We start from the raw sequence: 24,806 nt of genomic DNA on the forward strand, positions 1-24,806 counted from the left end.
TTTATATATATTTATTTAATTATATTAATGCTTTTCCATTTCTCCAATTACATCTTATATAAGATATAAATTCATCCTTAACCTCCAAATTTTTTCCATCAACGTGATCAACTATTAAAATTTGAGGAAGTATACCAGTATCTTCTCCAATTGATTTAATTTCATCAAATATAGTCTTATACATCTGATTTACTGCTTTTAAATCAGACTGTGAAAATTCATTTTTATCTATGTCACCTTCAGGAAAATAAACTTGACTTGGTTGATCAAAAAACATAATTAGTGACATAGGTGAATTTTCCTGTTTAGCAAAGTACCTAAGAAAGCTAAGGAAAAGTGATATATGGCATGATACCCAGTTCGCTCCACTCCCCATCTCATTTAAAAATATTTTTTCATTTTTATTTTGATATTGATATAAATCAAATGTTCCATCTACTAAACTAAAATTAAGATTTATAGGTCTATATTCTTCCTCAAAATCTAATGTAAGAGCTAATCGATTCATATTATCAGATAAAAACGTCTGAGCCTTTGCCTTCTTTACCTCTAAATCATATCCTTTAATCTTATCTTCTAAATTTGTTATTAATTCCTTTAAATTTTCTATATCTTCATCAATATTTTCAAATAATCCTCCATCAATCATATTAGAATATAATTCAATTTTAACTTTAGCATAATTTACTTTTTCTTTCTTAGAATTTAAGGCATCTGATTTTATATATTTTTTCTCAATTTCTTTAATCTGATTTGATATTATTTTCATCTTTTCTGATATATCTAAAGCAATTCCTTTCAATTTCCTTATATCTTCTGAAAAATCATGTGTATATTTACTAGTAATCTCTAGCTCCTTATCTAACCATTCGCCTGCTTCTAATAGTAATCTATCTTCTTCTGAAATAACTTCACAATTATTTCCGCAAAGTGGACAAGAATATTTATTTTCACCAATTTCAAAAACCTTTGTTTTTTCTTTTAATTCTTTTAGTGATTCAGTAAAACCTCGACCTCTGTTACTTGCATCATCTAAATTATTTATTTTCATTAGAATACTTCTTTCTTCGCTTACTAGCTCTTCTAATTCTTTTTTTAACAAATTATATCTTTCAATTATTCCCTCTTCTTCTAAAAGTTGAGCTTCATCAAATTCTGGCAAATTAGACGCAAGTTTTTTCATCTTATTTAAAGTTATATTTAAGTCAATAGGAGTATTTAATAATGAAAAATAATCTTCTAATAATGGTTTTAATATACTTTTTAAATATTCACTACTTTTCTGATTTGATTTTTGACTCTTTAACTTACGATTCAATTGATTCTTTAAATCATTTAACTCTATTAAGCTACTATAGTATTCCTGTCCTATCATTCCTGCAAAAATAGGAAATTGCTCAATTATATCCTTTCTCTTGTATGATTCTGAAAATCTATAGAACAATGCAAATTTACTTGCAATTAAGTTTTGATGTTGAAAAAGATAGGATGTCATATTTCTTAAAGATGCTTTCTTTCCTTTTTCATCTTTTTCGAAAACAAGATTACTTACATGTAACCCTAATGCAGACTCAATTTCATACTGAGCATCCTTAATCGATAATATCGGCATATTTTTAAAATAATTTAAATCAACTTTATCTACTGGAAAATCAATACCTTCTTTTGATATATGCATTTTCCCTCCATTCTCCCAATTATATCTAGCAATTATATAGGTATTTTTATTTATTACCATTGGTATAACATAAATATATGCAAATTCTGTAATCTTCCCCTTTGGGATAGTACATCTTGAACTACATAAACAGTAGTCCATTATTTCAACAAGAGCACTCTTACCTGTTTTTGATTCCCCAGTAATAATATTCACTCCTGGTTTCATATTAACACTTCTAACTTCTCCTGATTTATTAAAAATCATAATCGCCCTCATATAACTTCTCATATTCTATCAACCCCTAAAAAATAATTTAAATGATCCTCATTTGTCTTTGCAAAAATAATACCTAAATAATACGCAGATCTAATCCAACTTTTAATTTCTCCTTTATAATTTAAGTGACTTATAGGATCTGAAATTAAAAATATTCTATTTCCTTCTAAACGTATATTCTCTTGTGAATATAGAATTATTATAGCTTTTTTAGATAACCCCTTAACATCCTCAAAACGCTTTATATATCCTGCCAAATCAGATTTCCCTGAAATTTTTTTATTATTTTCCAGATCCTTAGGCTTATTAAATAGACTTTCCATTCTGCTTGTTTTATTTGCAGAAATAAGTTTTTTCCTTGAATCTGAATATAACAAAATAGGAAGTGCCATAAATAGTGTTCTTATTTCACATGGTTTATTATATCCTGATAAAAATCCTCTAAATAATAATGCATAAAAATGTGAATTCATAGATAATATTTTTATATTTTTTATACTCAATTATTTTCACCTACATCCCAACTAAATTTTCTGTCATCCACAATAGTATGAATAATTCCCCTTTGAAAATAATATTGATTTTTAATTATTGATTCAAAATCCCTCACATCCCATGACATAACTTCACTATACAATATTTGTGAACTTTCAATTTGCTCTTTTCTACTTTTTCCTCTACTCTTAATTACACTAATTTTTTTCTGATGTTTTAATTTATATGACAAATCATCTCTATATTTATCTAAACTTTGATTATATAAAAAATCTTCATTGAAAAAGTTAATAATAGTCATATTTGTTTTCCAATAATCTAATATAGCTAGTTGAATCTCATCATCATACTCTATTTTTTTTATTTCTTCAACAAAATTTTTATTAATCAATGTTCCCTTTTCATATTCTGATATATCTTCATCATTAAATATATCTGGTAATGGTTTTCCATTCTTATTAGAATAAGCTACCGACTCTTTCTGTAAAATATTATCAAAATCTTCTCTACTTACTTCCCATCTATGTGGTGGCTCTTTTACAATTGAAAGTAGTCTTCCCAGTAATGCTCCGATATAATGATCTCTATTCTCTTGAGGGATATGTCCAACATAACAATCAAACTCTTTTGATATATCAGAAATTTTATTTTGATTATATTCTATAGTAAATCTAGATAATATATCTTCTAGCTTTTCTTTATCATAAATATTTTCATCGAATATTTTTTTGTAATACTTTCTAAAAGTGTTTTCATCTTTTTTTTCAATAGCTCCAATATTTAATAACACACATAATTTTTCACTTTTATTTTTATTGTTCCAATCATGAAATGGGGAATCTACTCCAATTACTGAAGTAGTATACAATACCAAACTAGAAAATACTGATATTCTATCATATTCAACATACCAATTAGTTAAAGTTTTCCAAAAATCTATATTTCTATCAGAAAGAGAATGCTCACCAAAATGGTGTTTTACCTCTATTTGAAAAGATGAGTCAGATTCACTTGAAATTAAACTGACATCTCCATTAACTTCTATTTGCACTTTATCTCCACTTTTCATATTAAAACAATTTCTTAATGCAATATAATATTGAAAAATGTCCCCTGCTTTTTTTAAAGTTGCATCATTTACCGCAGTACCCATAATATAACATCACCCACTTTATAATAATACAGATATTATACTATACATTTACTAAATATTACATATTATTGGCATATATAACACTTTTACTAGATCTTATTAAACAAGTATTACTTTAATGATATTATTTTAAGATTTAATAAAAATAATTAATAAAATAAATTTGTAGTAGCTAAGTTATTATTCAAATAAAAAAGCAATAATAGATATATAAATTATAATCCATTATTGCCTTTATTTTTATTATATTTTCGTATTTCCACACTCCATATATATAACTACAGACACGTCAAAATACCTTTTTAATTCTTTATTCCTTATTTTACTTCCATCTGATGCAAATACTACATGCTTGTGAAAGTGGCTAAAATTCAGAATTTCCAGCATTACTTGCGACGTAGCAACGCTACAGTCTCCACATGTGTAGAATGAGGGAACATATCTACAGGTTGTGCCTCAATACATTTAAATCCATGCATATTTAGATAATTTAAATCCCTTGCTAAAGTAGAAGGATTACAAGAAACATAAACAATTCTCTCAGGATTCATTGAAACAATTGTCTCTAAAACCTTTTCGTCACAACCCTTTCTAGGTGGGTCTACAACTACAACATTAGCAGTCTTACCCTCACTATACATCTTAGGAACAACCTCTTCTGCCTTACCCACATAGAATTCAGCATTATGTATATTGTTTAATCTAGCATTTACCTTAGCATCTTTTATAGCATCTTCTATAATTTCTATTCCATAAACTTTTTTAGCCTTTTGCGCTAAAAATAAAGATATTGTACCTATACCACAATAAATATCAAAAACAGTATCAGTATCCTTTAAATCTGCATATTCAAGAGCTTTATTATATAATACCTTAGTTTGTATAGGATTTACTTGGAAAAATGACAATGGAGAAATCTCAAATACTAAATCTCCTATATAATCATTTATTTTACCATCTCCATACACAACTATATTCTCTTTTCCAAGAATGGCATTTGTATTTTTTTCATTTATATTTACAACTAAAGTCTTAAATCCAGGTATATTTTCCTCTAATACTGAAGCTAATTCTTTAAGATATGGAAGTCTGTTTCCATTAGCAACTAATACAACCATTACTTCTTTAGTTGTAAATCCAATTTTTGTCACCAAATGTCTAATTACTCCAGTCTGAGCCTTTTCATCATATATGCTTACCTTATAAGCTCTTATATACGTTTTTATTATCTTAACAATTTTATCATTTAGTTCATGTTGTATTACACATTTTTCTGTCGATATTACATCGTGAGTCTTCTTTTTGTAAAAACCAATAATAGGAACTCCATTGTTCTTTTGTATTGGAAATTGAGCTTTATTTCTATATCTATATGGCTTCTCCATGCCTATAGTATCATGAACTACCACATCATCCAACTTCCCTATTCTTGTAAGCACTTGTTTAACTTCATTTGTTTTCATTTCAAGTTGTTTATTATAGTCTAAATCTTGTATTTGGCACCCTCCACAATCCTTAAGATTGTCACTACACACTCTTTTTACTCTAAATGGAGACTTCTCTATTATTTCAACAATGTCTCCTACAGCATAATTTTTCTTGACCTTATTAATTTTAACTTTAACTTTATCTTGTATTAATCCGCCCTCTACAAAAACTGTAATACCATTGTACTTTCCAACGCCTACTCCAGCCTGTCCAATGTCTACTATATCTACAATATACATCTCGTTTTTTGAAAGCATAAATCACCCTCCAATCACTATATTAAATTTAAATTCTTACAAATTCTTTTCTTTAAATATATATTAAAATCTTGATATTAACTAAACTATATTTTTTACTAAGCTACAATATTTTATTTTACCAAAAAAAAAGGAGCTTATAAAGCCCCTTGACAAAATAAATTTATTATTTTCTTATAAAACTCTAGTTGAACCTCTATATATTACACCTCTTGATGCATCCACTGTTACAACTTCTCCATCTTTTACTAGATTAGTTATATCATTTGCAGACACAATAACTGGTATATCTAAATTTATTCCTACGATAGCTGTATGTGATGTCATTCCACCATTTTCAGTTACTACAGCTCCTGCTTTCTCTATATAATTGTTCATTTCAGCATCAGTAGTTGTAGAAACTAATATATCTCCTTTATTGAAGTCTACACAAGTATCTCCATTTTTTATTATACGAACTTTACCTTCTACTGTTTGATTACCTACACCTATACCTTGAACAATTTCTTCACTTATTACATGAACCTTTATTAAGTTAGTAGTTCCGCTTACTCCTACTGGTACTCCAGCAGTTATAACCACTAGTTCTCCATTATCTATATAATCTGCTTGTCTAGCTGCTTCTATTGCTTTTTCTATAACTTCATCTGTATTTCCTGCAACAGAAGATTTAACTGGATAAACTCCCCATGTAAGAGCTAGTTTATTCATAGTTTTTTCATTATTTGTAGTAGCTATTATTGGAGATTTTGGTCTAAATTTAGACACCATTCTAGCAGTATAACCTGAGGAAGTAGATGTTATTATAGCTGATGCATCTAAATCTACAGCTGTTGTACAAGTAGCATGACTTATTGCATCTGTTACTGTAACATTATTAGTACCATTTTCCTTTAACAATCTATCATAATCCAAAGTTTCTTCTGTTCTTTTTGCTATTGTAGCCATCATCTTTACAGCTTCTACAGGGTATTTCCCAGCAGCAGTTTCTCCAGATAACATTATTGCATCTGTTCCATCATATATAGCATTAGCTACGTCTGTAACTTCTGCTCTTGTTGGTCTTGGATTTCTTATCATAGAATCAAGCATTTGTGTAGCAGTTACAACTGGTTTTGCTAATTCATTGCATTTTTTTATCATCATTTTCTGAACTATTGGCATTTCTTCAGTAGGTATTTCAACACCTAAATCACCTCTAGCTACCATTATACCATCAGAAACTTTTAATATTTCATCTAAGTTTTCTACACCTTCTTGATTTTCTATCTTAGATATAATTTGTATATCAGTTGCATTGTTATTTTCTAAAATTTCTCTTATTGCTAGTACATCAGATGCTTTCCTTACAAATGAGGCAGCTATATAGTCTATACCTTGGCTTATTCCAAATTCTATGTCGCTTATATCTTTAGGAGTTATTGCTGGTAAATTTATTTTTACACCAGGCACATTTACACCTTTATGATTTTTTACTATTCCAGAATTTTCAACGATACATACTATATCTTCGCCATTTATTTCTTTTACTCTTAAACCAACTAATCCATCATCTATTAGTATAGAATCTCCTACTTTAACATCTTCAGCAAGACCCTTATAACTTACTGTACATATTTCTTTAGTTCCTACAACATCTTTCATAGTTATAGTAAATTTTTGTCCTTCTTCTAAAGATACCTCTGGGTCTGCAAAATTACCTGTTCTAATTTCTGGACCTTTAGTGTCTAATAATATAGCAACTGGTTTATTTAGTTTTTCTCTAACTTTTTTTGCCATATCTATTCTTTCCTTGTGTTCTTCATGTGAACCATGGGAAAAGTTAAATCTGCACACATTTAGACCATTTTGCATAAGTTGAGTTAAAACTTCTTCACTTTGTGATGCTGGCCCTAGCGTACAAACAATTTTTGTTTTCTTTACATTATTTAACATATTTGCTCCTCCTGAAATATTATTTCACAGATTTATTTTAAATACTAAGATTTATATAGATAATATTTTTGCCATTTCATAAGCTTCTTTATCAAAAACCTTCTTTTGAGATAAAGCTTCACTTATTTCTAAGTCAATTATTTTGTTTTCTTTTATTCCGACAACTCTAGCTGACTTTCCATCTAGTAGTAATTCTACAGCTCTTACACCAAGTCTGCTTGCTAGTATTCTATCAAATACAGTTGGACTTCCTCCTCTTTGAACATGACCTAATACAGTTACTCTTAAATCTGCTCCTGATTCTTTTTTAAGTTCCTTCTCTAAATCGCTAGCACTTCCAACTCCTTCTGCCAACACGATTATACTATGTCTCTTGCCTCTTTTTTGAGTTGTCTTTAATCTTAAAGCAACTTCATCTACTTTAACCTCTACTTCTGGTACTATTATAGTTTCAGCTCCTCCTGCAAGACCTGCATATAAGGCTAAATCTCCACAGTGTCTTCCCATAACTTCTACTATATTAACTCTTTCATGAGATGATGATGTATCTCTTATTTTACCTATAGCATCTATAATAGTATTCATTGCAGTGTCAAATCCTATAGTATAATCTGTATATGCTAAGTCATTATCTATAGTTCCTGGTATACCTATAGCTGGAAATCCTAAGTCACTAAGTTTTTGAGCTCCTGTAAATGAACCGTCTCCTCCAATTACTACTAAGCAGTCAATTTTATACTTTTTAAGAATTTTTACTGCCTTTAATCTACCTTCTTCTGTTTTGAATTCTTCACATCTAGAAGATTTTAATATAGTTCCTCCTCTGTGTATAATATCCCCAACAGAAGATAAGTTCATTTCAGTTAAATCTTCTTCCAACAATCCCTTATATCCTCTATTGATTCCATATACTTTGCATCCATAATATATTGCTGACCTTACAACCGCTCTAATTGCAGCATTCATTCCTGGAGCATCTCCTCCACTTGTTAGTAATCCTATAGTTTTCATTTTTTACCTCCTTGGATTTTATGTCAAATTTTTATTATAATCATTCTTATCACATCTTAATGGACTTTTTTCGTCCCTATATCATTTTTCAATCCCATCAAGACTAAAAAAATTAAATGTCCTTAAATGTCCATTTTGTGATATTATATCACAAAACGGACAATATTTTTCATATTATTATAATATATTTAGATTTTTATCCAAAAAATTAAGCTTTTATCTTTATGTTATCCTTAGGAAGTAATCTTTCTAAATTGTTTATAAATTCATCACATATAAAGGTGGATACTCCTGTCATTTTATATGCTTTGCGCTTACCATTTATATTTTCATCCATAGGATATAAGTATATACTGTCATTGCCTGGATATTGCTTTGCTATTTCTATAATATTGTAAGTTGTATCTGTGTCAGACATACTATCTATTTTTAAATACAGTTTTTTTCCACTTTCTAACTTCACATTTTGTACATTTTTAGTTCTTACTGAATTATATTTTTTAGCTTCAAAGTCAGTATTGTCTTTTATATCTTTTATTTCTCTAGCTATAAGTTTTGCATTTTCGCCTTCTTTTATACTTAATGTTCCTTTTACATAAATTATATTATCTTCGTTTAAAATAACATTATATTTTTGTAATAACTGAGGAAAAACTATTATTTCTATAGCACCATATAAATCTTCTAACTCAATAAATGCCATAATTTCATTTCTTTTTGTGGTTTTTATCGTTTTATTTACAATCATTCCACCCATTATTGCATCAGTTTCATTCATTTGTATATATGACTCTTCATCCTCTTTTAATGAATTTAACTTTCCATTATCTATAGATGTTTTTTCTTGTAATTCTTTTTCAAATTGCGATAAAGGATGCCCACTTACATACATTCCCAGAACTTCTTTTTCAAGATTAAGTTTCTCTCTTTCTTCATATTCTGGTCTTTTAGGTAAATTATATATTTGTTGAAAGTCACTATCTTCTTCACTATCTCCAAAAGCATCAAATAATGAAATTTGACCTTGAACATTTTTCTTTCTGTCCATAGAAACACTTTCTAATAAAGTTTCATAACCAGCCATCAGACTAGCTCTATTTTCACTTATATTATCAAAAGCTCCACATTTTATTAAGCTTTCTATTACTCTTTTATTTGTATCTTTTTGGTCTAATCTCTTAACTAAATCAACTAAGTCTATAAATAATCCCTTAGACTCTCTCTCATCAATTATATTATTTATTATATTTACACCAACATTTTTTACAGCAGCCAGACCAAATCTTATGTTGTCACCTTCAACCGAGAATTTTGAAAAACTTTTATTTATGTCTGGTGGCAACACATCTATATCTAATGCTTTACATTCTCTTATATATTCAACTACCTTATCAGTATTTCCCATAACACTAGTTATTAAAGCTGCCATAAACTCAACAGGATAATATGTTTTTAAATAAGCTGTCTCATATGCTAAAACTCCATATGCAGCTGCATGTGATTTATTAAATGCATAACGAGCAAAATCTATCATGTCATCAAATATTTTATTGGCTATTTCCTCTTCTACACCATTTCTAACACACCCTGCAATTTCTATGTTGCCATCTTCATCAAATTTCCCATGAATAAAATATTGTCTTTCTTCTTCCATTACATCCATTTTTTTCTTACTCATGGCTCTTCTAACCAAGTCACTACGACCATAACTATATCCACCTAAATCTCTAACAACTTGCATAACTTGTTCTTGATATACCAAACATCCATATGTAACTTCCATTATTGGTTTTAATTTCTCATGTAAGTATGTTACATCTTTTGGATTACTTTTATTTTTTATATACGCAGGTATAGAGTCCATTGGACCTGGTCTAAATAGGGATATTCCCGCTACAATATCTTCAAAATTATCTGGTTTCAGTTGTTTCATAAAACTCCTCATACCAGCACTTTCCAACTGAAACACTCCTAAAGTATTTCCAGATGAAAGCATTTCATATACCTTTGGATCATCATAGTCCATCTTTGAAAAATCTATATTTTCAGTGTAATTTTTTATTGTTCTATTCTTTTCTATTAAATCAAGTGCATCTCTTATAACTGTAAGTGTTCTTAATCCAAGAAAGTCCATCTTTAAAAGACCAAGTTCTTCAAGTGTTGTCATAGTAAATTGAGTTGTGATTGCATCTTGATGCTTGTACAGAGGTACATACTCATCTACAGGATTTTTGGATATAACAACTCCTGCTGCATGAGTGGAAGCATGTCTTAACATTCCCTCTATTTGCTTTGATATATTGATTATCTCTTTTGTTTCAGGGTCTTGGTCATATAAATCCTTAAGGTTTGGATTTGTATCTAATGCCTTATCTATAGTCATTCCTAAAGCAAATGGTATTTCTTTAGCTATCTTATCAACCTTATTGTAGCCTATATCTAATACTCTTCCAACATCTCTTATTGCGGCTTTTGCACCCATTGTTCCAAAAGTTATTATTTGTGCAACATGGTCATCACCATATTTTCGCTTTACATAGTCTATAACTTCTTCTCTTCTTTCATAGCAAAAATCTATATCTATATCTGGCATAGATATACGTTCTGGATTTAGAAAACGTTCAAATAGGAGAGAATATTTTATTGGGTCTATATCAGTTATCTTAAGTGTATATGCTACTATTGAACCTGCCGCACTACCTCTACCTGGTCCTACTATAATATTATTTTCTTTAGAGAAATTTATAAAGTCCCAAACTATTAAAAAGTATTCCACATAACCCATTTTTTCAATTACATCTAATTCATAGTTTAATCTATCTAGTATCTCACTATCAGGATTATCATATCTTTCTTTTAATCCATTAAAACACAATTCTCTTAAATAAGTTTCTGGCGTATATCCATCTGGAACATCATATTTAGGAAGATGTATAGTGTTAAAATCAAACTCTACATTACACATATCAGCTATTTTTACAGTATTATCAATAGCCTCTAGTGCATATGGGAATAACTCTTCCATTTCTTCTCTTGATTTCAGATAAAACTCATCACTTCCAAATCTCATTCTATTTGGGTCATTTACTGTTTTACCCATTTGAATACACATAAGAACATCATGTATTTTTGAATCTTCTTTATTTACATAGTGAACATCATTAGTAGCAACTAGTGGAATACCAGTCTCTTTTGATAATTTCACTAATCCAGAATTCACTTCTCTCTGTTCTGGTAAATTATGGTCTTGAATTTCTAAAAAGAAATTTTCTTCACCAAATATATCTTTGTAATCAATGGCAAACTTTTTTGCTTTTTCATAATTTCTATTCATCAAAGCACGTGCAACATCTCCTGCAAGACATGCAGAAAGTGCTACAATCCCTTCACAATGCTTTCTAAGTTCTTCCATATCGACTCTAGGCTTATAGTAGAAGCCTTCTACATATGAAGTTGAGACTATTTTTATCAAATTTTTATAGCCTTCCATATTCTTAGCTAACAAAACTAAATGTCCTTGATATTTATCATAATTAGGGTCTTTATCTCTTAATCCACGTGCAGCTGTATAAACTTCACACCCTATAATTGGTTTTATTCCTTCTTTTATAGCTGTTTTATAAAAATCTATAACACCAAACATACAACCATGGTCAGTAATAGCAATTGAACTCATATTTAATTCTTTAGCTCTTTTTATAAGTTTTTTCACCCTCGAAAATCCATCAAGTAAACTATACTCGGTATGTACATGAAGATGAGCAAAATCTTTTTCCATTAAATCACCTCCTGTTTTATAAATTTAATTTTACCACAAATACATGTCTTAAAACAAAAACAGAGACTTTTATCTCAAAATAGGAATTAACTTCCACCTATAACCCTATATGTTGAAATTAATTCTTATTTTGAGATTGTCCCCTCAAATTTATTATAATGATTTTTTTTTCAAGTCTGTCGCGATTTCTTCTATTTTTCTAAGTCTATGATTGACACCAGATTTTCCTATTGGCGGGTCTAACATCTCTCCAAGCTCCTTGAGAGTCATATCTTCATACTCAATTCTAATCTTGGCTATTTCTTGTAAATTTTCTGGTAAGCTACTAATCCCTATAGTTTCTTGTATTAGTCTAATATTTTCTACTTGTCTTACGGCTGCATTTACTGTTTTAGAAAGGTTAGCTGTCTCGCAATTTACTATTCTGTTTACATTATTTCTCATTTCTTTTACTATTTTAGTATTTTGGAGACTTAAAAGAGCGTGGTGTCCTCCTATAATACTTAATAAATCGGATATTTGTTCACTCTCTTTAAGATAAACAACATAATTATTTTTTCTAGCCACAATTTTACTATTAAAGCCTAAAGAATTTATAAGTTCTTTTAATGAATCTGCAAAATCCTCATTGTTAGTTACAAATTCCATATGATAGTTTTTTTCTGGATCACTTATAGAACCTCCACCAAGAAAAGCTCCTCTTATAAAAGCTCTTTTACATCCCTCATGTTTAACCAAACTTTCTGGAACTCTATTTATAGTAAAAAATCCCTCTTTTTCTTCCAATACACCTAATTTTTTTAATAACATTTCTGAACCCATTTCACTTGTTACCATTAATACATAACTATTATTTCTCTTTAACATTTGATTTTTATTTACAGAAATTGTAGTATTTATGCTGAAATTCTTTTTTAATAACTTAAAGACTTTACGGGCTATTGAGTTTAATTCTGTTGTTATTTTTAAATTTAGTTTTTTATATCCAACAATTTGTATACTTCCCCCTGATTTAACTAGAGCTGACAGTTCAGCTATATTACAACATTCATTCTCAGATACAATTCTCGCTAGTTCATTTTTGGTTTCAGTTGAAAAAGACATATATATCACCCATTAACTAATTTTTCTTTAACCTTTTTTTTATTTCCTGTAAGGCAACCTTTATTATTTCCTTTTCATCATCATACCTAGCTAGGTCTACCACTCTATCTAGATGGATAAATTTAGCATCAATAAAGCCTTCCTCTTTTTGTGGAATAGTATCCATATTTTTTGCTTGCATTAAGTACCAAAAAACTGTTTTATGAACTGCTCTATTTTCATCCCAGTTTTCTTTGAATGTATAGTGTATTTCACCTAAATATTTCAATATATCTGCTTTTACTCCAGTTTCTTCGCTTACTTCACGTAATGCTGCCTCTTGGTTATTTTCCCCTTCTTCTACTTTTCCTTTGGGTAGCACCCAATCTCCATTGAACTTCCTTAGTAAAAGAATCGTATTGCCAAACAGGACTACACCACCAGCACTAACCTCTTCTCTCATCGATGTTCACTCCTTAAAACTAACATAATGATAAGGATTTCTACACTTTTTTTTAAAATCCTTTTTTACTAACTTTTGTTGTAATTATGATTTAGGGCTAACTCAATAACTATGTTAGATATATATTTTGCATCATGTCTTATATAATTATTTTTTATTTCAATCAAATTTTTTTCTACGGTTTTTATACCCATCTCTTTTAACTTATCTTTTTGTTTTTTATCTAGTAAAACCTGTTCTGCTCCATCTTGTTTATATAAATCAAGCATTCCTTCTGGCAATATTTCGTTATTTGCTATCACATAATCTATCAAATTATTGTCAGTATGCTTTATTATCGCATTAATATGTTCTAATACATTATATCCTTCTGTTTCCCCTGGTTGAGTCATTATATTTGATATATACACTTTTGGCGCTAGAGAGGCTTTAATGGCGTCTACAACACCATCTACAAGTAAGTTTGGTATTATACTAGTATATAAACTTCCAGGACCCATAATTATAATATCAGCATCATAAATAGATGCAATAACATCTCCTAATGGTTTAACATCTTTAGGATTTAAAAAAATCTCATCAATAGAACTTTTTTGATTTTTTGATTCTTCAGGTATACTAGATTCGCCATTTACTATTTCACCATTTTTTAATTTGGCAACTAAGTTTACATCTTCTAGTGTTACTGGCAAAACCCTACCTGTTATAGCAAAAATCTCACTTAATTTATACACAGCTTTTTCAAAGTTTCCATATAATCCATTCATAGCAGCTAAAAATAGATTCCCAAAACTTTGACCTTTTAAAAGTCCCTCTGTAAACCTATATTGCATAACTTCATTCATAGTTGGTTCTATATTTGCAAGTGCTAACAGGCAATTTCTTATATCTCCTGGTGGAAGCATTCCTAAGTCTTCTCTTAATACTCCTGAACCTCCACCATCATCAGCAACAGTAACAATCGCAGTTATATTCTGCGTAGAGTGTTTAAGCCCCCTCAGAAACACTGATTGACCAGTTCCTCCACCTATTACTACTACATTAGGGTCTCTATTTTCAATAACAGACCTCTGAAATAACCTTACTTTTTCATTCTTTGCTTTCTTATATATAAATAACGATACAATTAATGCAATCCAACCTAAAATTCCTACAATAATAAGTAATTTAGCCATGTTTGCCTCCATTATCGTAACATAGAGTCTCTGTGTTTTTTTACAACTCTATATCCTTTATTAGATAAATCCTCCGCTATAAGATTTGTTATAGTAACTGACCTATGTCTTCCACCTGTACATCCAACACCAATTACTAGATGTTGTTTTCCTTCTTCTATATATTGAGGTACTAAGAAATGAATCATATCCAAAAGTTTTACATAAAATTCCTCACTAATTTTAGAATTCATAACATAATCTCTAACTTCTTTATCGTCACCAGTTTTAGATCTCAATTCTTCAACATAATATGGATTAGGAAGAAATCTTACATCAAATACTAAATCTGCATCCGCAAGTATACCATGTTTAAATCCAAAAGATACTACAGATATAGTTAAATTAGGATTATCTTCACCAGAAGAATATATTTTCTTTATTTCTTCTTTAAGGTCTTTTGGTTTCATATTAGTTGTGTCAATTATGCATGTAGAAAATCCCTTTAAAGGCTCCATTATTTTTCTTTCCATTTTTATACCTTCTGGAATTTGCATGTCTTTCGCCAATGGGTGATTTCTTCTTGTCATTTTATATCTCTTTAACAATACATCATCATTACAATCTAGATACACCATTTCATATTCATAATTTTCTTTTTCTAGATAGTTTAAACTTTCATGAAGAGCTTCAAAAAACTTTCTTCCTCTTATATCTATACCTAGAGCAACTTTATCAATACTTGAATTTGGTTGATAACATAATTCTGCAAATTTAGTTATTAAAGCAGGAGGTAGATTATCTACACAATAAAATCCCATATCCTCTAAAGCTCTCATTGTTTCACTTTTTCCAGACCCTGAAAGACCTGTAACTATAACAAATTTCATTGCTAACTCCTCCTTTTTATCTTCTGTTTATTACACTTTTATCTTTCGATTATCACACTATAATATTTTCTACTAATGATATATCCATATTTGAATCATATACAGCTTTCATAGCTCGTTTAAAATCACCCACTCTTTCTGGGCAATGTGCATCTGACCCTATTATAAATTTATTTCCTATTTCTTTTATTTCGTTTATTTGTTTTACATTTAAAAAAGAATGACTACTATTTATTTCAAGCCTTGTATCTGTCTTTTTTGCTACCTTCGCTATTTCTTCTATATATACATCACCTTTATCACCAGGATGTGTAATTACAAAAATATCATTATTATTCATAGCATTTATTACGGCTTTTGTATTATACTCTTTTGCTTTTTCAGTTTTAAAAATATAGTTATTACAATGATTTAATAAACTTCCAAATGATGTAGGAGTAGAACCAAAATGGTATCCAGCCATGATATAGTCAAGTTCTTTTATAAATTTTTCATCCATGTCTATATTACCTTTATCATCTAATATGTTACACTCCATACCCAAAAGTATATTTATATCACTATATTTATCATTCAAAGAATTTATTTCTTCTCTCATTTTATGAATATCTTTCCTCTTTACACCATATGCAATATGTTTATAACTATGGTCTGATATTCCGATTGTCTTTATCCCTTTAGCAATGGCCACCTTTACATTATCTTCAATAGTTCCCTTACCATGACTATATAATGTATGTGTATGATAATCAGCCAATATTTTCATTTGTTAATCCTCTCCAAGTATTTTGACTTCTTCTTCCAACATAACCCCAAACTTGGCATATACAGCACTTTTTATAACATATATTAAATCTAAAATATCTTTAGCACTTGCTTCTCCTAAATTAATCACAAATCCACAATGCTTCTCAGATACTTGAGCACCTCTTAAAGTAAGTCCTCTTAGTCCAGTTTCTTCTATTAACTTCCCTGCAAAATATCCTGTTGGTCTTTTAAATGTACTTCCTGCACTAGCAAAATTTAATGGTTGCTTAGTTGTTCTTCTTGTTGTTAAATCATCCATTAAACTTTTTATTTCATCATAATTTCCTTTTTGTAAATCTATTTCTGCTGATAAAGCTATATACCCATTTTTCGTTATTATACTTTTTCTATACCCAAATTCCATCTGTTCATTTGACAGTTCAAAGATATTTCCTTCCATATCTATTAATCTTACCGATTTTACTATATCTTTCATTTCACCACCATATGCTCCTGCATTCATGGCTAATGCTCCACCCAATGTTCCAGGTATACCTGAGGCAAACTCAAATCCTTTTAATTCTTGTTTTTGAAGAGCTTTACCTAAAACAGATAATAAAGCTCCTGACTGAGCAATTATTTTAGTGCCCTTTATCTCATAAGAATTAAAGTTGTCTGCAAGTTCTATTACTATGCCTCTTATTCCACCATCTTTAATTAGAATATTTGAGCCATTTCCAATTATTAAATATGGAATAGACTCTTTTTTCACTAATTGAAGTACATTTTTTAACTGCTCTTCAGTTCTAGGTCTAACCAATATATCGGCTGGCCCTCCAACTCTAAATGAGATATGTTTTTTCATAGGTTCATCTATTTTTATATCATCTTTGCTTAATATATTTAATAAATTTTCATGTATATCTTGATTATTCATTGTATTTCCTCCCAAATTATACTAAACTTCAGTTGTCATTATTATCTAAATTATATTAATATATAGTATTAACTATATTCAATAATATATGATTTTGCTTATCATACAGATTTCATATTTTTAAGTTTTTTAATTCCAAACTATATTCAATAAATATATAATAAAGTAAAAAAAAAAAAATAACAACATATAAAAGAACATAAATAATTTAAAAAAAGCATCAATATCGCTGATATCAATGCTTTAAAAGGCTATTTAATTCGTATTATTTATCTAACTATTTTTCACATAGCAAAGATAATAAATTCCCCCAACTATTATAGAACCTCCAACTACATTTCCAAGCGTTACAAATACCAAATTAGTTATTAATTGAACCATAGTAATATCTGCTCCTAATGCCATTCCCATTGGTATAAAAAACATATTTGCAACACTATGTTGGAATCCACATAACACAAATAACATTATTACTGTCCAACATGAGGCTAACTTAGATACTATGTCTTGAGATGCTGTAGCCATCCATACAGCTAAAACTACTAAAATGTTACAAAGTATTGCTTTTAAAAACATTGAAACTATCGTTGAATTAACTTTAGCTTCTGCTACAGCTATGGCTTTTGTAGCTACATCCCCTGTTAATGTAGAAGAATAATATAAAAGTGCCACTAAAAGTAGTGAACCTACTAGATTTGCAAAATAAACTAATCCCCAGTTTCTTAGCATTTTCCCTAATGTTATTTTTTTATCCATAAGTGGAATAAACATTAAGGTATTTCCAGTGAATAATTCTGCCCCTGCTACCACTACAAGCATAAGACCTACTGGAAAGACCATAGCACTTAAAAAACTAGCTATTCCTGGGTCTATCTTACCAAAAGTCTGACTAATTATTATACTACCCAATGCCCCAAAACCTATAAATGCTCCTCCAAGTAAACCTAATAAAATTGCATTTTGTGTTGAAATATTCGCTTTTTTAATGCCTGCACTTATAGTTGCTTGTGCAGTTTCCCCAGGTGTCAAGAATCCTTTACTCATAAATCCTTCCCCCTTAAAAATTATACTTTTCCTTGTCTTTTTATGGCAATAATTATATAATAACAATATGATATATAATAAATTTTATTAATATAAAAAATATACTATATGTTTATATATACTTGTCTCATATAATTATATTATTTATTATATACCAACTTTGTTAATTTCGAAATAATTTATATTGAATTTGAAAAATTTACCTTTCGAATATTTATTTTACTTTTTTATTGTTGAGGTATTATATATAATAGATATATGTTTGTGTTATTATATATAATTACTTATTTTAATAAATATTTAAAGGAGGAAATTTTATGTTTGATATATCATTTTTCGAAATGTCAATATATGAAATAGCAGTTACTACAATATATATAATTAATTTCATGGTTATACTAAATCTCATTTTTAGAGAAAAGAGAAATATAAATACAACTCTAACATGGCTTCTTATATTAGTATTAATACCAGCTCTTGGATTTATACTTTATATAGCTTTTGGCAGAAATATTTCAAAAAACAATATGTTTAGATTAAAAGAAAAGGATGATAAGATAATCAAAAGCAATATACTAGATACTCAAGTTAAATTACAATCTACATCTGAAATTAATTCAGAGATACATCAACATAAGGATATGATTTATGCATTAGCTAATTCAAATAATGCTCATTATACCAATAATAACGATGTGTGGATTTACGCTGAGTCTAGTCAATTTTTTAACACTCTTCTTGAAGAACTTAAGAAAGCAAAGAAATATATAAACATACAGTTTTACATTTTCAAAGATGACAAAATCGGAACTGAAATAATTGACATTCTAGTAGATAAAGCCAAAGAAGGTGTAGAAGTAAGACTTTTATTTGACGCCGTTGGTGGTAGAACACTAAAAAATAGTACACTTTCTAGATTAAAAGAAAGTGGTGTTAAAGTTGGAAGTTTCTTTCCATCATTCTTAAAAATTGTAAACTTTAACTTAAACTACAGAAACCACCGAAAAATAGTTGTCATTGATGGAAAAGTAGGATTTGTAGGTGGATACAATGTTGGAGACGAATATCTAGGTAGAAATCCAAAATTTGGTCTATGGAGAGATACACATACTAAACTTACTGGTGATTGTGTAATTGACCTAAATATGAGGTTTATCCTTGATTGGAGATATACAACTAAAGAAGATTTAGATTTAGAAAAGTACTTCGTAGAAAGTGAAACACCTTCTGATTGTCCTTCTGAAAATATTGGGATTCAGATAGTATCAAGTGGTCCAGATATATTAGAACTTGATGAAATTAAATATGGTTACCTTAAAATGATTCAGAAAGCTAGAAAGTATATATACATACAGAGTCCTTATTTAATACTTGACTCAACATTTATAGATACTTTAAAAATAGCTTGTTTATCTGGTGTTGATGTAAGAATTATGATTCCTTCTAAACCTGACCATCCTTTTGTATACTGGGCATCATATTCATATGCTGGAGAACTTTTAAAATTTGGAGCTAAAATCTACACTTATGGTGAAAATGCATTTTTACATGCTAAGACAATAGTTATAGATGACTCTATATGTTCTATAGGAACAGCTAATATGGATATAAGAAGCTTTGAGCTTAATTTTGAAGTAAATGCATTTATGTACTCTTCAAAAAAAGCACTAGAGCAAAGAGTTATATTTGAAAATGATATTTTAGATTCAAAAGAAATAACATTAGATGTATATAATTCTAGGTCTACTTATATAAAAATCAAGGAATCAATTTCTAGACTATTATCATCAGTTTTATAAATCTTTTATTTTATAAAAATTTTACCTTTTGGTTTATTTTTTAAAGTTTTTTATATATATTATTTTTTTTTTATTGGATTCAGTCCATTTTTTTTATTTTTTTTAACTATTCTGAATTATTTTATATTATAATAGACTAGTATAGTTTTTTTTTAATAGGTAACTTTTTTGCATTGTTTTTATGAATAAAGAAATTGTTGTATATTATTCTTTCTTTATTGTTTTGGTTTTGTTCACCAACATAATATTGGTGTCAACTCATGGTTAATTATTTTATGAAAAATAATAACTTTAAAAAGAAAAGGGGGATTTGTTATGTGCGATTTTATTTCACACAACAAGCAGTTATTTGACGAATTAGATATATTTATTGACTCTCTTGCAACAAAGGAAGGTGCTTTGATACAAGTTCTACATGAAGCTCAAGGTATATTTGGATATCTTCCAAAAGAAGTACAACTTCATGTTGCTAAAAGACTTGGAGTAGCTCCTGCAAAGGTATATGGGGTTGTTACATTCTATTCTTATTTCACTACAGAACCTGTAGGTAAGTATAAAATAAGTGTCTGTCTAGGTACTGTATGTTTTGTAAAAGGTGCTGATAAGATATTAAGTGCTTTTGAAAAACAGCTTGGTATAAAAGTTGGAGAAACTACTAGTGATTTTAAATTTTCTTTAGAAGGTTTAAGATGTTTGGGGGCATGTGGTTTAGCTCCAGTTGTTACTGTAAATGGTAAAGTTTATGGTAAAGTAAAACCAGATCAAGTAAGCGAAATATTGGATACTTATAGAGAATTAGAATTGAATTGTTAAGAGGGGTGAATAAATAATGCGTAAAGTAAATTCATTTGATGAATTAAAAGTTTTAGCTGATGAGCTAAAACCTAGTCTTAGCCTAAGAAAAAATTATTCTAAGGAAAATGTATTAAGAAGAGAATTACTTGTTTGTTGTGATACTGGATGTACATCTTCAAACAGTATGGAAATAGTTAGTGAGTTAGAAAATGAAATAAAAAAATCAGGAATACAAGACAAGGTTGATGTTCGTTTAACAGGTTGTTTTGGTTTCTGTGCTCAAGGTCCTATCGTAAAAGTTTATCCTGATAACGTTTTCTATGTGAAAGTTGAACCATCTGATGCTGAAAAGATAGTTCAAAATCACTTAATTAGAAATACAGTTGTTGAGGAATTATTATATGAAGAAGAATCTTTAAATAAAAAAGTAGAAGCACAAGAAGAAATGTCTTTCTACAAAAAACAATTACGTATAGCTCTAAAGAATTGTGGGCTTATAGACCCAGATAGTTTAGAGGATTATATTGCTAATGATGGTTATTTAGCTCTAGGTAAATGTTTAACGACTCTTACTCCTCAAGAAGTTATTGCAGAAGTAAAGACTTCTGGTCTTCGTGGTAGAGGAGGAGCTGGATTCCCTACAGGTTCTAAATGGGAAGCTGCTTCAAAGAATCCTGCTGGCCCAACTGATAAAAAATTCGTTGTCTGTAATGCTGATGAAGGAGACCCTGGTGCATTCATGGATAGATCTGTACTTGAAGGAGACCCTCATAGTGTACTAGAAGCTATGGCAATATGTGGATATGCTATAGGTTCTGATACAGGGTACATATATATAAGAGCTGAATATCCAAAATCTATAGAAAGACTAAAAGTAGCTATAGCTCAAGCTGAAGCACATGGCTTACTTGGTGAAAATATCTTAGGTACTGGATTTAACTTCAAATTAGAATTAAAATACGGTGCAGGAGCTTTCGTTTGTGGTGAAGGTACAGCTTTAATGCATTCAATTGAAGGTAGACGTGGTGAACCTAGAATGAAGACTTATAGTTCTTCTAAAAGTGGATTATGGAAATCTCCTACTTGCTTAAACAATGTTGAAACTTTTGCTAATATTCCAGCAATCATACTTAAGGGTGGAGACTGGTTTGCTAACTTAGGTACTGATGATTCTAGTGGTACTAAAGTTTTTGCTCTTGGTGGAAAAGTAGAAAATGTAGGTCTTGTTGAAGTTGCAATGGGTACTACTTTAAGAGATATTGTATTTGAAATTGGTGGAGGAATTCCTGAAGGCAAAAACTTCAAGGCAGTTCAAACAGGTGGACCGTCTGGTGGATGTATACCAACTGAACATTTAGATATACCTATAGATTTTGGTTCATTAAGCTCTATAGGCTCAATGATGGGTTCTGGTGGTATGCTTGTTCTTGATGAATCTGACTGTATGGTAGATATAGCCAAATTCTTCCTTGAGTTTACTGTTGAAGAATCTTGTGGTAAATGTACACCTTGTCGTATAGGTACTACGAGATTATTAGAAATATTAACTAAAATTACAGAAGGTAATGGTACTCTACAAGATTTAGACGACCTAGAAAACCTTGCTGAAACTATACAAACTGCTTCATTATGTGGTCTTGGTAAAGCTGCTCCAAACCCTGTTTTAAGTACTCTTCAATATTTCAAAGATGAGTATATAGCACATGTTGTAGATAAGAAATGTCCTGCTGGCAAATGTCAAAACTTACTTTCTTACTTCATAACAGATGCTTGTAAGGGTTGTACAAAATGTTCTAGAGTGTGTCCTGCTGGTTGTATAACAGGTTCTGTTAAAGAACAACATACAATAGATACTTCTAAGTGTCTAAAATGTGGTGCTTGTATAGATAATTGTACATTTAATGCTATAATCAAGAAATAACTTATTTGGAGGAGGAATAACAATGAGTTTAGTTAATTTAACTATCAATGGCAAACATGTTTCAGCACCTAGTGGAACTTCTATCTTAGATGCTGCAAAACTAATAAATATAAAAATACATAACCTTTGTCATTTACATATGAATGAGATAGATAAGCTTGATACTTGTGCTTCTTGTCGTGTTTGTATGGTTGAGACAGAGAGAGGTTTAGTTCCAGCTTGTGGAACAGTTATAAAGGAAGGTATGAGAGTTCAAACTAATAGTGCTAAAGCATTAAATGCTCGTAGAACTATTGTTGAGTTACTATTATCAGACCATCCACAAGATTGTTTTATATGTGAAAAAAATGGAGACTGTGAATTACAAACTATAGCTGCTGATTTAGGAGTAAGAAAGATAAGATATCAAGGTTCTAAGTCTTTTGCAGGTAAAGATACCTCTACTAAATCTTTAGTTAAAGACCATTCTAAATGTATATTATGCAGAAGATGTGAAACTGTATGTAATGATATCCAAACAGTTGGAGCATTATCTGGAGTTAATCGTGGATTTAATACTTTAGTTAGTACATTTTTTAATGCTGATATGGTTGAAACAGAGTGTACATTCTGTGGCCAATGTATTTCTGTCTGTCCAACTGGAGCGTTAACAGAAGTAGATAATGTTCCTAAACTATGGGATGTTTTAAATAAAAAAGAAAAAACTATAGTAGTGCAAGTTGCCCCTGCTGTAAGAGTTGCTATTGGTGAAGAGTTTGGATTAGAACCAGGTTCAATATCTACAGGAAAAATGGTTGCTGCTTTAAAAGCACTTGGGTTTGAGCATGTATTCGATACAAACTTTGGTGCAGACTTCACTATAATGGAAGAAGCTACTGAATTTATAGAAAGAATTCAAAAAGGTGAAAATCTACCTATATTAACAAGCTGTTGCCCTGCATGGGTAAACTTCTTAGAACACAATTATCCAGACCAATTAAATCTAGCATCTAGCTGTAAATCTCCTCAAGGTATGTTTGGTTCTATAGCTAAGAATTACTATGCACCTAAAATACTAGGAATTAATCCAGATGACCTTTATGTTGTATCTGTAATGCCTTGTGTAGCTAAGAAGTATGAAGCTTCAAGAGAAGAATTAAGTGAATCTGGAATATTAGATGTTGACCTTTCTATAACTACTAGAGAGTTAGCTAAGATGATAAAAGAAGCTGCTATTGATTTACCTAATCTTCAAGACCAGGATTTTGATAATCCATTAGGAAAATCTACTGGTGCTGCGTCTATATTTGGAGCGAGTGGTGGAGTTTTAGAAGCTGCTCTACGTACTTCATATGAAAAGATAACTAACAAAACTTTAGATAATGTAAACTTTACTAATGTTAGAGGGCTTAAGGGAATCAGAGAAGCAAGTATAGATGTTGATGGAACTACAGTCAATGTATGTATTGTAAATACACTTAAAAATGCTAGAAAAATGATGGATAAAGTTAGAAGTGGAGAATGTAAATACCATATCATAGAAGTTATGGCATGCCCTGGTGGATGTGTTGGAGGAGCTGGTCAACCTTACCATCATGGTAATACTGATATAATTGATAGACGTGCTAATGCATTGTATGAGATAGATAGAAATAAGGCTATTCGTAAGTCTCATGAAAATCCTGACTTACAAGCTATTTATAAAGACTTCTTTGGAGATCCAAATAGCGATGTAGCTCATAAATACCTTCATACTCATTACTTTGATAAGAGTTGTATTTATGAAGAATGTCCAAAAGAATGTGCTTGTGAAGAAGCTAAATAAATTTTAACAAATTGAAAAACTAAAATATTCTCAAATAAAAGGATTGTATAAAGTGCTTTTAAGTACTTTATACAATCCTTTCTATTTTAATCATAATAAGCTACATTTCTACGCTT

18 protein-coding genes are annotated in these 24,806 nt (G+C 29.7%); 4 read left to right on the plus strand and 14 right to left on the minus strand.

What is annotated here, in order from left to right:
- Positions 1-19: 19 nt before the first annotated feature.
- The 14 genes from IC758_RS17995 to IC758_RS18060 form a co-directional block, all read right to left on the minus strand.
- A complete protein-coding gene (locus tag IC758_RS17995; protein WP_227835033.1) occupies positions 20-1,948 on the minus strand; it encodes a DUF3732 domain-containing protein in 1,929 nt (642 codons plus the stop codon).
- Positions 1,945-2,439 (minus strand): three component ABC system middle component, encoded by a 495-nt coding sequence (locus tag IC758_RS18000; RefSeq protein ID WP_227835032.1) that lies wholly within the window; start codon positions 2,437-2,439, stop codon positions 1,945-1,947. Before IC758_RS18000 ends, IC758_RS17995 begins: the two co-directional genes overlap by 4 nt.
- Positions 2,436-3,584 (minus strand): hypothetical protein, encoded by a 1,149-nt coding sequence (locus IC758_RS18005; RefSeq protein WP_227835031.1) that lies wholly within the window; start codon positions 3,582-3,584, stop codon positions 2,436-2,438. Before IC758_RS18005 ends, IC758_RS18000 begins: the two co-directional genes overlap by 4 nt.
- A 386-nt stretch (positions 3,585-3,970) precedes the next feature.
- On the minus strand, positions 3,971-5,329 hold the full coding sequence (rlmD, locus tag IC758_RS18010; protein WP_227835030.1) for a 23S rRNA (uracil(1939)-C(5))-methyltransferase RlmD: 1,359 nt from the start codon (positions 5,327-5,329) through the stop codon (positions 3,971-3,973).
- Positions 5,330-5,503: 174 nt separating this feature from the next.
- Positions 5,504-7,264, minus strand: a complete 1,761-nt coding sequence (pyk, locus tag IC758_RS18015) for a pyruvate kinase (protein ID WP_227835029.1) — start codon at positions 7,262-7,264, stop codon at positions 5,504-5,506.
- Between the two features lie 51 nt (positions 7,265-7,315).
- Positions 7,316-8,275 (minus strand): 6-phosphofructokinase, encoded by a 960-nt coding sequence (pfkA, locus tag IC758_RS18020; RefSeq protein WP_227435605.1) that lies wholly within the window; start codon positions 8,273-8,275, stop codon positions 7,316-7,318.
- Positions 8,276-8,483: 208 nt separating this feature from the next.
- The gene (locus IC758_RS18025) at positions 8,484-12,053 is read right to left on the minus strand and encodes a DNA polymerase III subunit alpha (RefSeq protein WP_227435603.1); all 3,570 of its coding nucleotides are present in this window, start codon (positions 12,051-12,053) and stop codon (positions 8,484-8,486) included.
- A 153-nt stretch (positions 12,054-12,206) separates the two neighbouring features.
- Positions 12,207-13,157 (minus strand): DNA-binding protein WhiA, encoded by a 951-nt coding sequence (gene whiA, locus IC758_RS18030; protein WP_227435601.1) that lies wholly within the window; start codon positions 13,155-13,157, stop codon positions 12,207-12,209.
- A gap of 16 nt (positions 13,158-13,173) precedes the next feature.
- Entirely contained in the window at positions 13,174-13,599 is a 426-nt protein-coding gene (locus IC758_RS18035; RefSeq protein WP_003416968.1) for an NUDIX hydrolase, read from the minus strand.
- A gap of 68 nt (positions 13,600-13,667) precedes the next feature.
- A complete protein-coding gene (locus IC758_RS18040; RefSeq protein WP_227435600.1) occupies positions 13,668-14,774 on the minus strand; it encodes a gluconeogenesis factor YvcK family protein in 1,107 nt (368 codons plus the stop codon).
- Positions 14,775-14,785: 11 nt separating this feature from the next.
- On the minus strand, positions 14,786-15,643 hold the full coding sequence (gene rapZ, locus IC758_RS18045; RefSeq protein WP_227435598.1) for an RNase adapter RapZ: 858 nt from the start codon (positions 15,641-15,643) through the stop codon (positions 14,786-14,788).
- Positions 15,644-15,695: 52 nt separating this feature from the next.
- Positions 15,696-16,409 (minus strand): PHP domain-containing protein, encoded by a 714-nt coding sequence (locus IC758_RS18050; protein WP_227835028.1) that lies wholly within the window; start codon positions 16,407-16,409, stop codon positions 15,696-15,698.
- A 3-nt stretch (positions 16,410-16,412) separates the two neighbouring features.
- The gene (gene murB / locus IC758_RS18055; RefSeq protein ID WP_227835027.1) at positions 16,413-17,327 is read right to left on the minus strand and encodes a UDP-N-acetylmuramate dehydrogenase; all 915 of its coding nucleotides are present in this window, start codon (positions 17,325-17,327) and stop codon (positions 16,413-16,415) included.
- 273 nt (positions 17,328-17,600) lie between these two features.
- Entirely contained in the window at positions 17,601-18,371 is a 771-nt protein-coding gene (locus tag IC758_RS18060; RefSeq protein ID WP_227435585.1) for a formate/nitrite transporter family protein, read from the minus strand.
- Positions 18,372-18,688: 317 nt separating this feature from the next.
- On the opposite strand from IC758_RS18060, the gene cls reads away from it, so the two are divergent.
- The 4 genes from cls (at position 18,689) to IC758_RS18080 (ending at position 24,690) form a co-directional block, all read left to right on the plus strand.
- A complete protein-coding gene (gene cls / locus IC758_RS18065) occupies positions 18,689-20,170 on the plus strand; it encodes a cardiolipin synthase (RefSeq protein WP_227435582.1) in 1,482 nt (493 codons plus the stop codon).
- 315 nt (positions 20,171-20,485) lie between these two features.
- Positions 20,486-20,983 carry a complex I 24 kDa subunit family protein gene (locus IC758_RS18070; RefSeq protein ID WP_227435580.1) on the plus strand — a complete coding sequence of 166 codons (498 nt, stop codon included), beginning with the start codon at positions 20,486-20,488 and terminating at the stop codon, positions 20,981-20,983.
- Between the two features lie 16 nt (positions 20,984-20,999).
- Positions 21,000-22,886 carry an NADH-quinone oxidoreductase subunit NuoF gene (locus IC758_RS18075; RefSeq protein WP_227435578.1) on the plus strand — a complete coding sequence of 629 codons (1,887 nt, stop codon included), beginning with the start codon at positions 21,000-21,002 and terminating at the stop codon, positions 22,884-22,886.
- Positions 22,887-22,908: 22 nt separating this feature from the next.
- A complete protein-coding gene (locus IC758_RS18080; protein ID WP_227435576.1) occupies positions 22,909-24,690 on the plus strand; it encodes an NADH-dependent [FeFe] hydrogenase, group A6 in 1,782 nt (593 codons plus the stop codon).
- Positions 24,691-24,806: the final 116 nt, after the last annotated feature.

This window comes from Clostridioides sp. ES-W-0016-02, assembly GCF_020641035.1.
Lineage (GTDB): Bacteria > Bacillota > Clostridia > Peptostreptococcales > Peptostreptococcaceae > Clostridioides.

Bases quoted from the DNA above. Each gene is read 5' to 3' on its own strand.
- IC758_RS17995 (WP_227835033.1), bottom strand. From the start codon at position 1,948: ATGAGAAGTTATATGAGGGCGATTATGATTTTTAATAAATCAGGAGAA.
- IC758_RS18005 (WP_227835031.1), bottom strand. From the start codon at position 3,584: ATGGGTACTGCGGTAAATGATGCAACTTTAAAAAAAGCAGGGGACATT.
- rlmD (WP_227835030.1), bottom strand. From the start codon at position 5,329: ATGCTTTCAAAAAACGAGATGTATATTGTAGATATAGTAGACATTGGA.
- pyk (WP_227835029.1), bottom strand. From the start codon at position 7,264: ATGTTAAATAATGTAAAGAAAACAAAAATTGTTTGTACGCTAGGGCCA.
- pfkA (WP_227435605.1), bottom strand. From the start codon at position 8,275: ATGAAAACTATAGGATTACTAACAAGTGGAGGAGATGCTCCAGGAATG.
- IC758_RS18025 (WP_227435603.1), bottom strand. From the start codon at position 12,053: ATGGAAAAAGATTTTGCTCATCTTCATGTACATACCGAGTATAGTTTA.
- whiA (WP_227435601.1), bottom strand. From the start codon at position 13,157: ATGTCTTTTTCAACTGAAACCAAAAATGAACTAGCGAGAATTGTATCT.
- IC758_RS18035 (WP_003416968.1), bottom strand. From the start codon at position 13,599: ATGAGAGAAGAGGTTAGTGCTGGTGGTGTAGTCCTGTTTGGCAATACG.
- IC758_RS18040 (WP_227435600.1), bottom strand. From the start codon at position 14,774: ATGGCTAAATTACTTATTATTGTAGGAATTTTAGGTTGGATTGCATTA.
- rapZ (WP_227435598.1), bottom strand. From the start codon at position 15,643: ATGAAATTTGTTATAGTTACAGGTCTTTCAGGGTCTGGAAAAAGTGAA.
- IC758_RS18050 (WP_227835028.1), bottom strand. From the start codon at position 16,409: ATGAAAATATTGGCTGATTATCATACACATACATTATATAGTCATGGT.
- murB (WP_227835027.1), bottom strand. From the start codon at position 17,327: ATGAATAATCAAGATATACATGAAAATTTATTAAATATATTAAGCAAA.
- IC758_RS18060 (WP_227435585.1), bottom strand. From the start codon at position 18,371: ATGAGTAAAGGATTCTTGACACCTGGGGAAACTGCACAAGCAACTATA.
- cls (WP_227435582.1), top strand. From the start codon at position 18,689: ATGTTTGATATATCATTTTTCGAAATGTCAATATATGAAATAGCAGTT.
- IC758_RS18070 (WP_227435580.1), top strand. From the start codon at position 20,486: ATGTGCGATTTTATTTCACACAACAAGCAGTTATTTGACGAATTAGAT.
- IC758_RS18075 (WP_227435578.1), top strand. From the start codon at position 21,000: ATGCGTAAAGTAAATTCATTTGATGAATTAAAAGTTTTAGCTGATGAG.
- IC758_RS18080 (WP_227435576.1), top strand. From the start codon at position 22,909: ATGAGTTTAGTTAATTTAACTATCAATGGCAAACATGTTTCAGCACCT.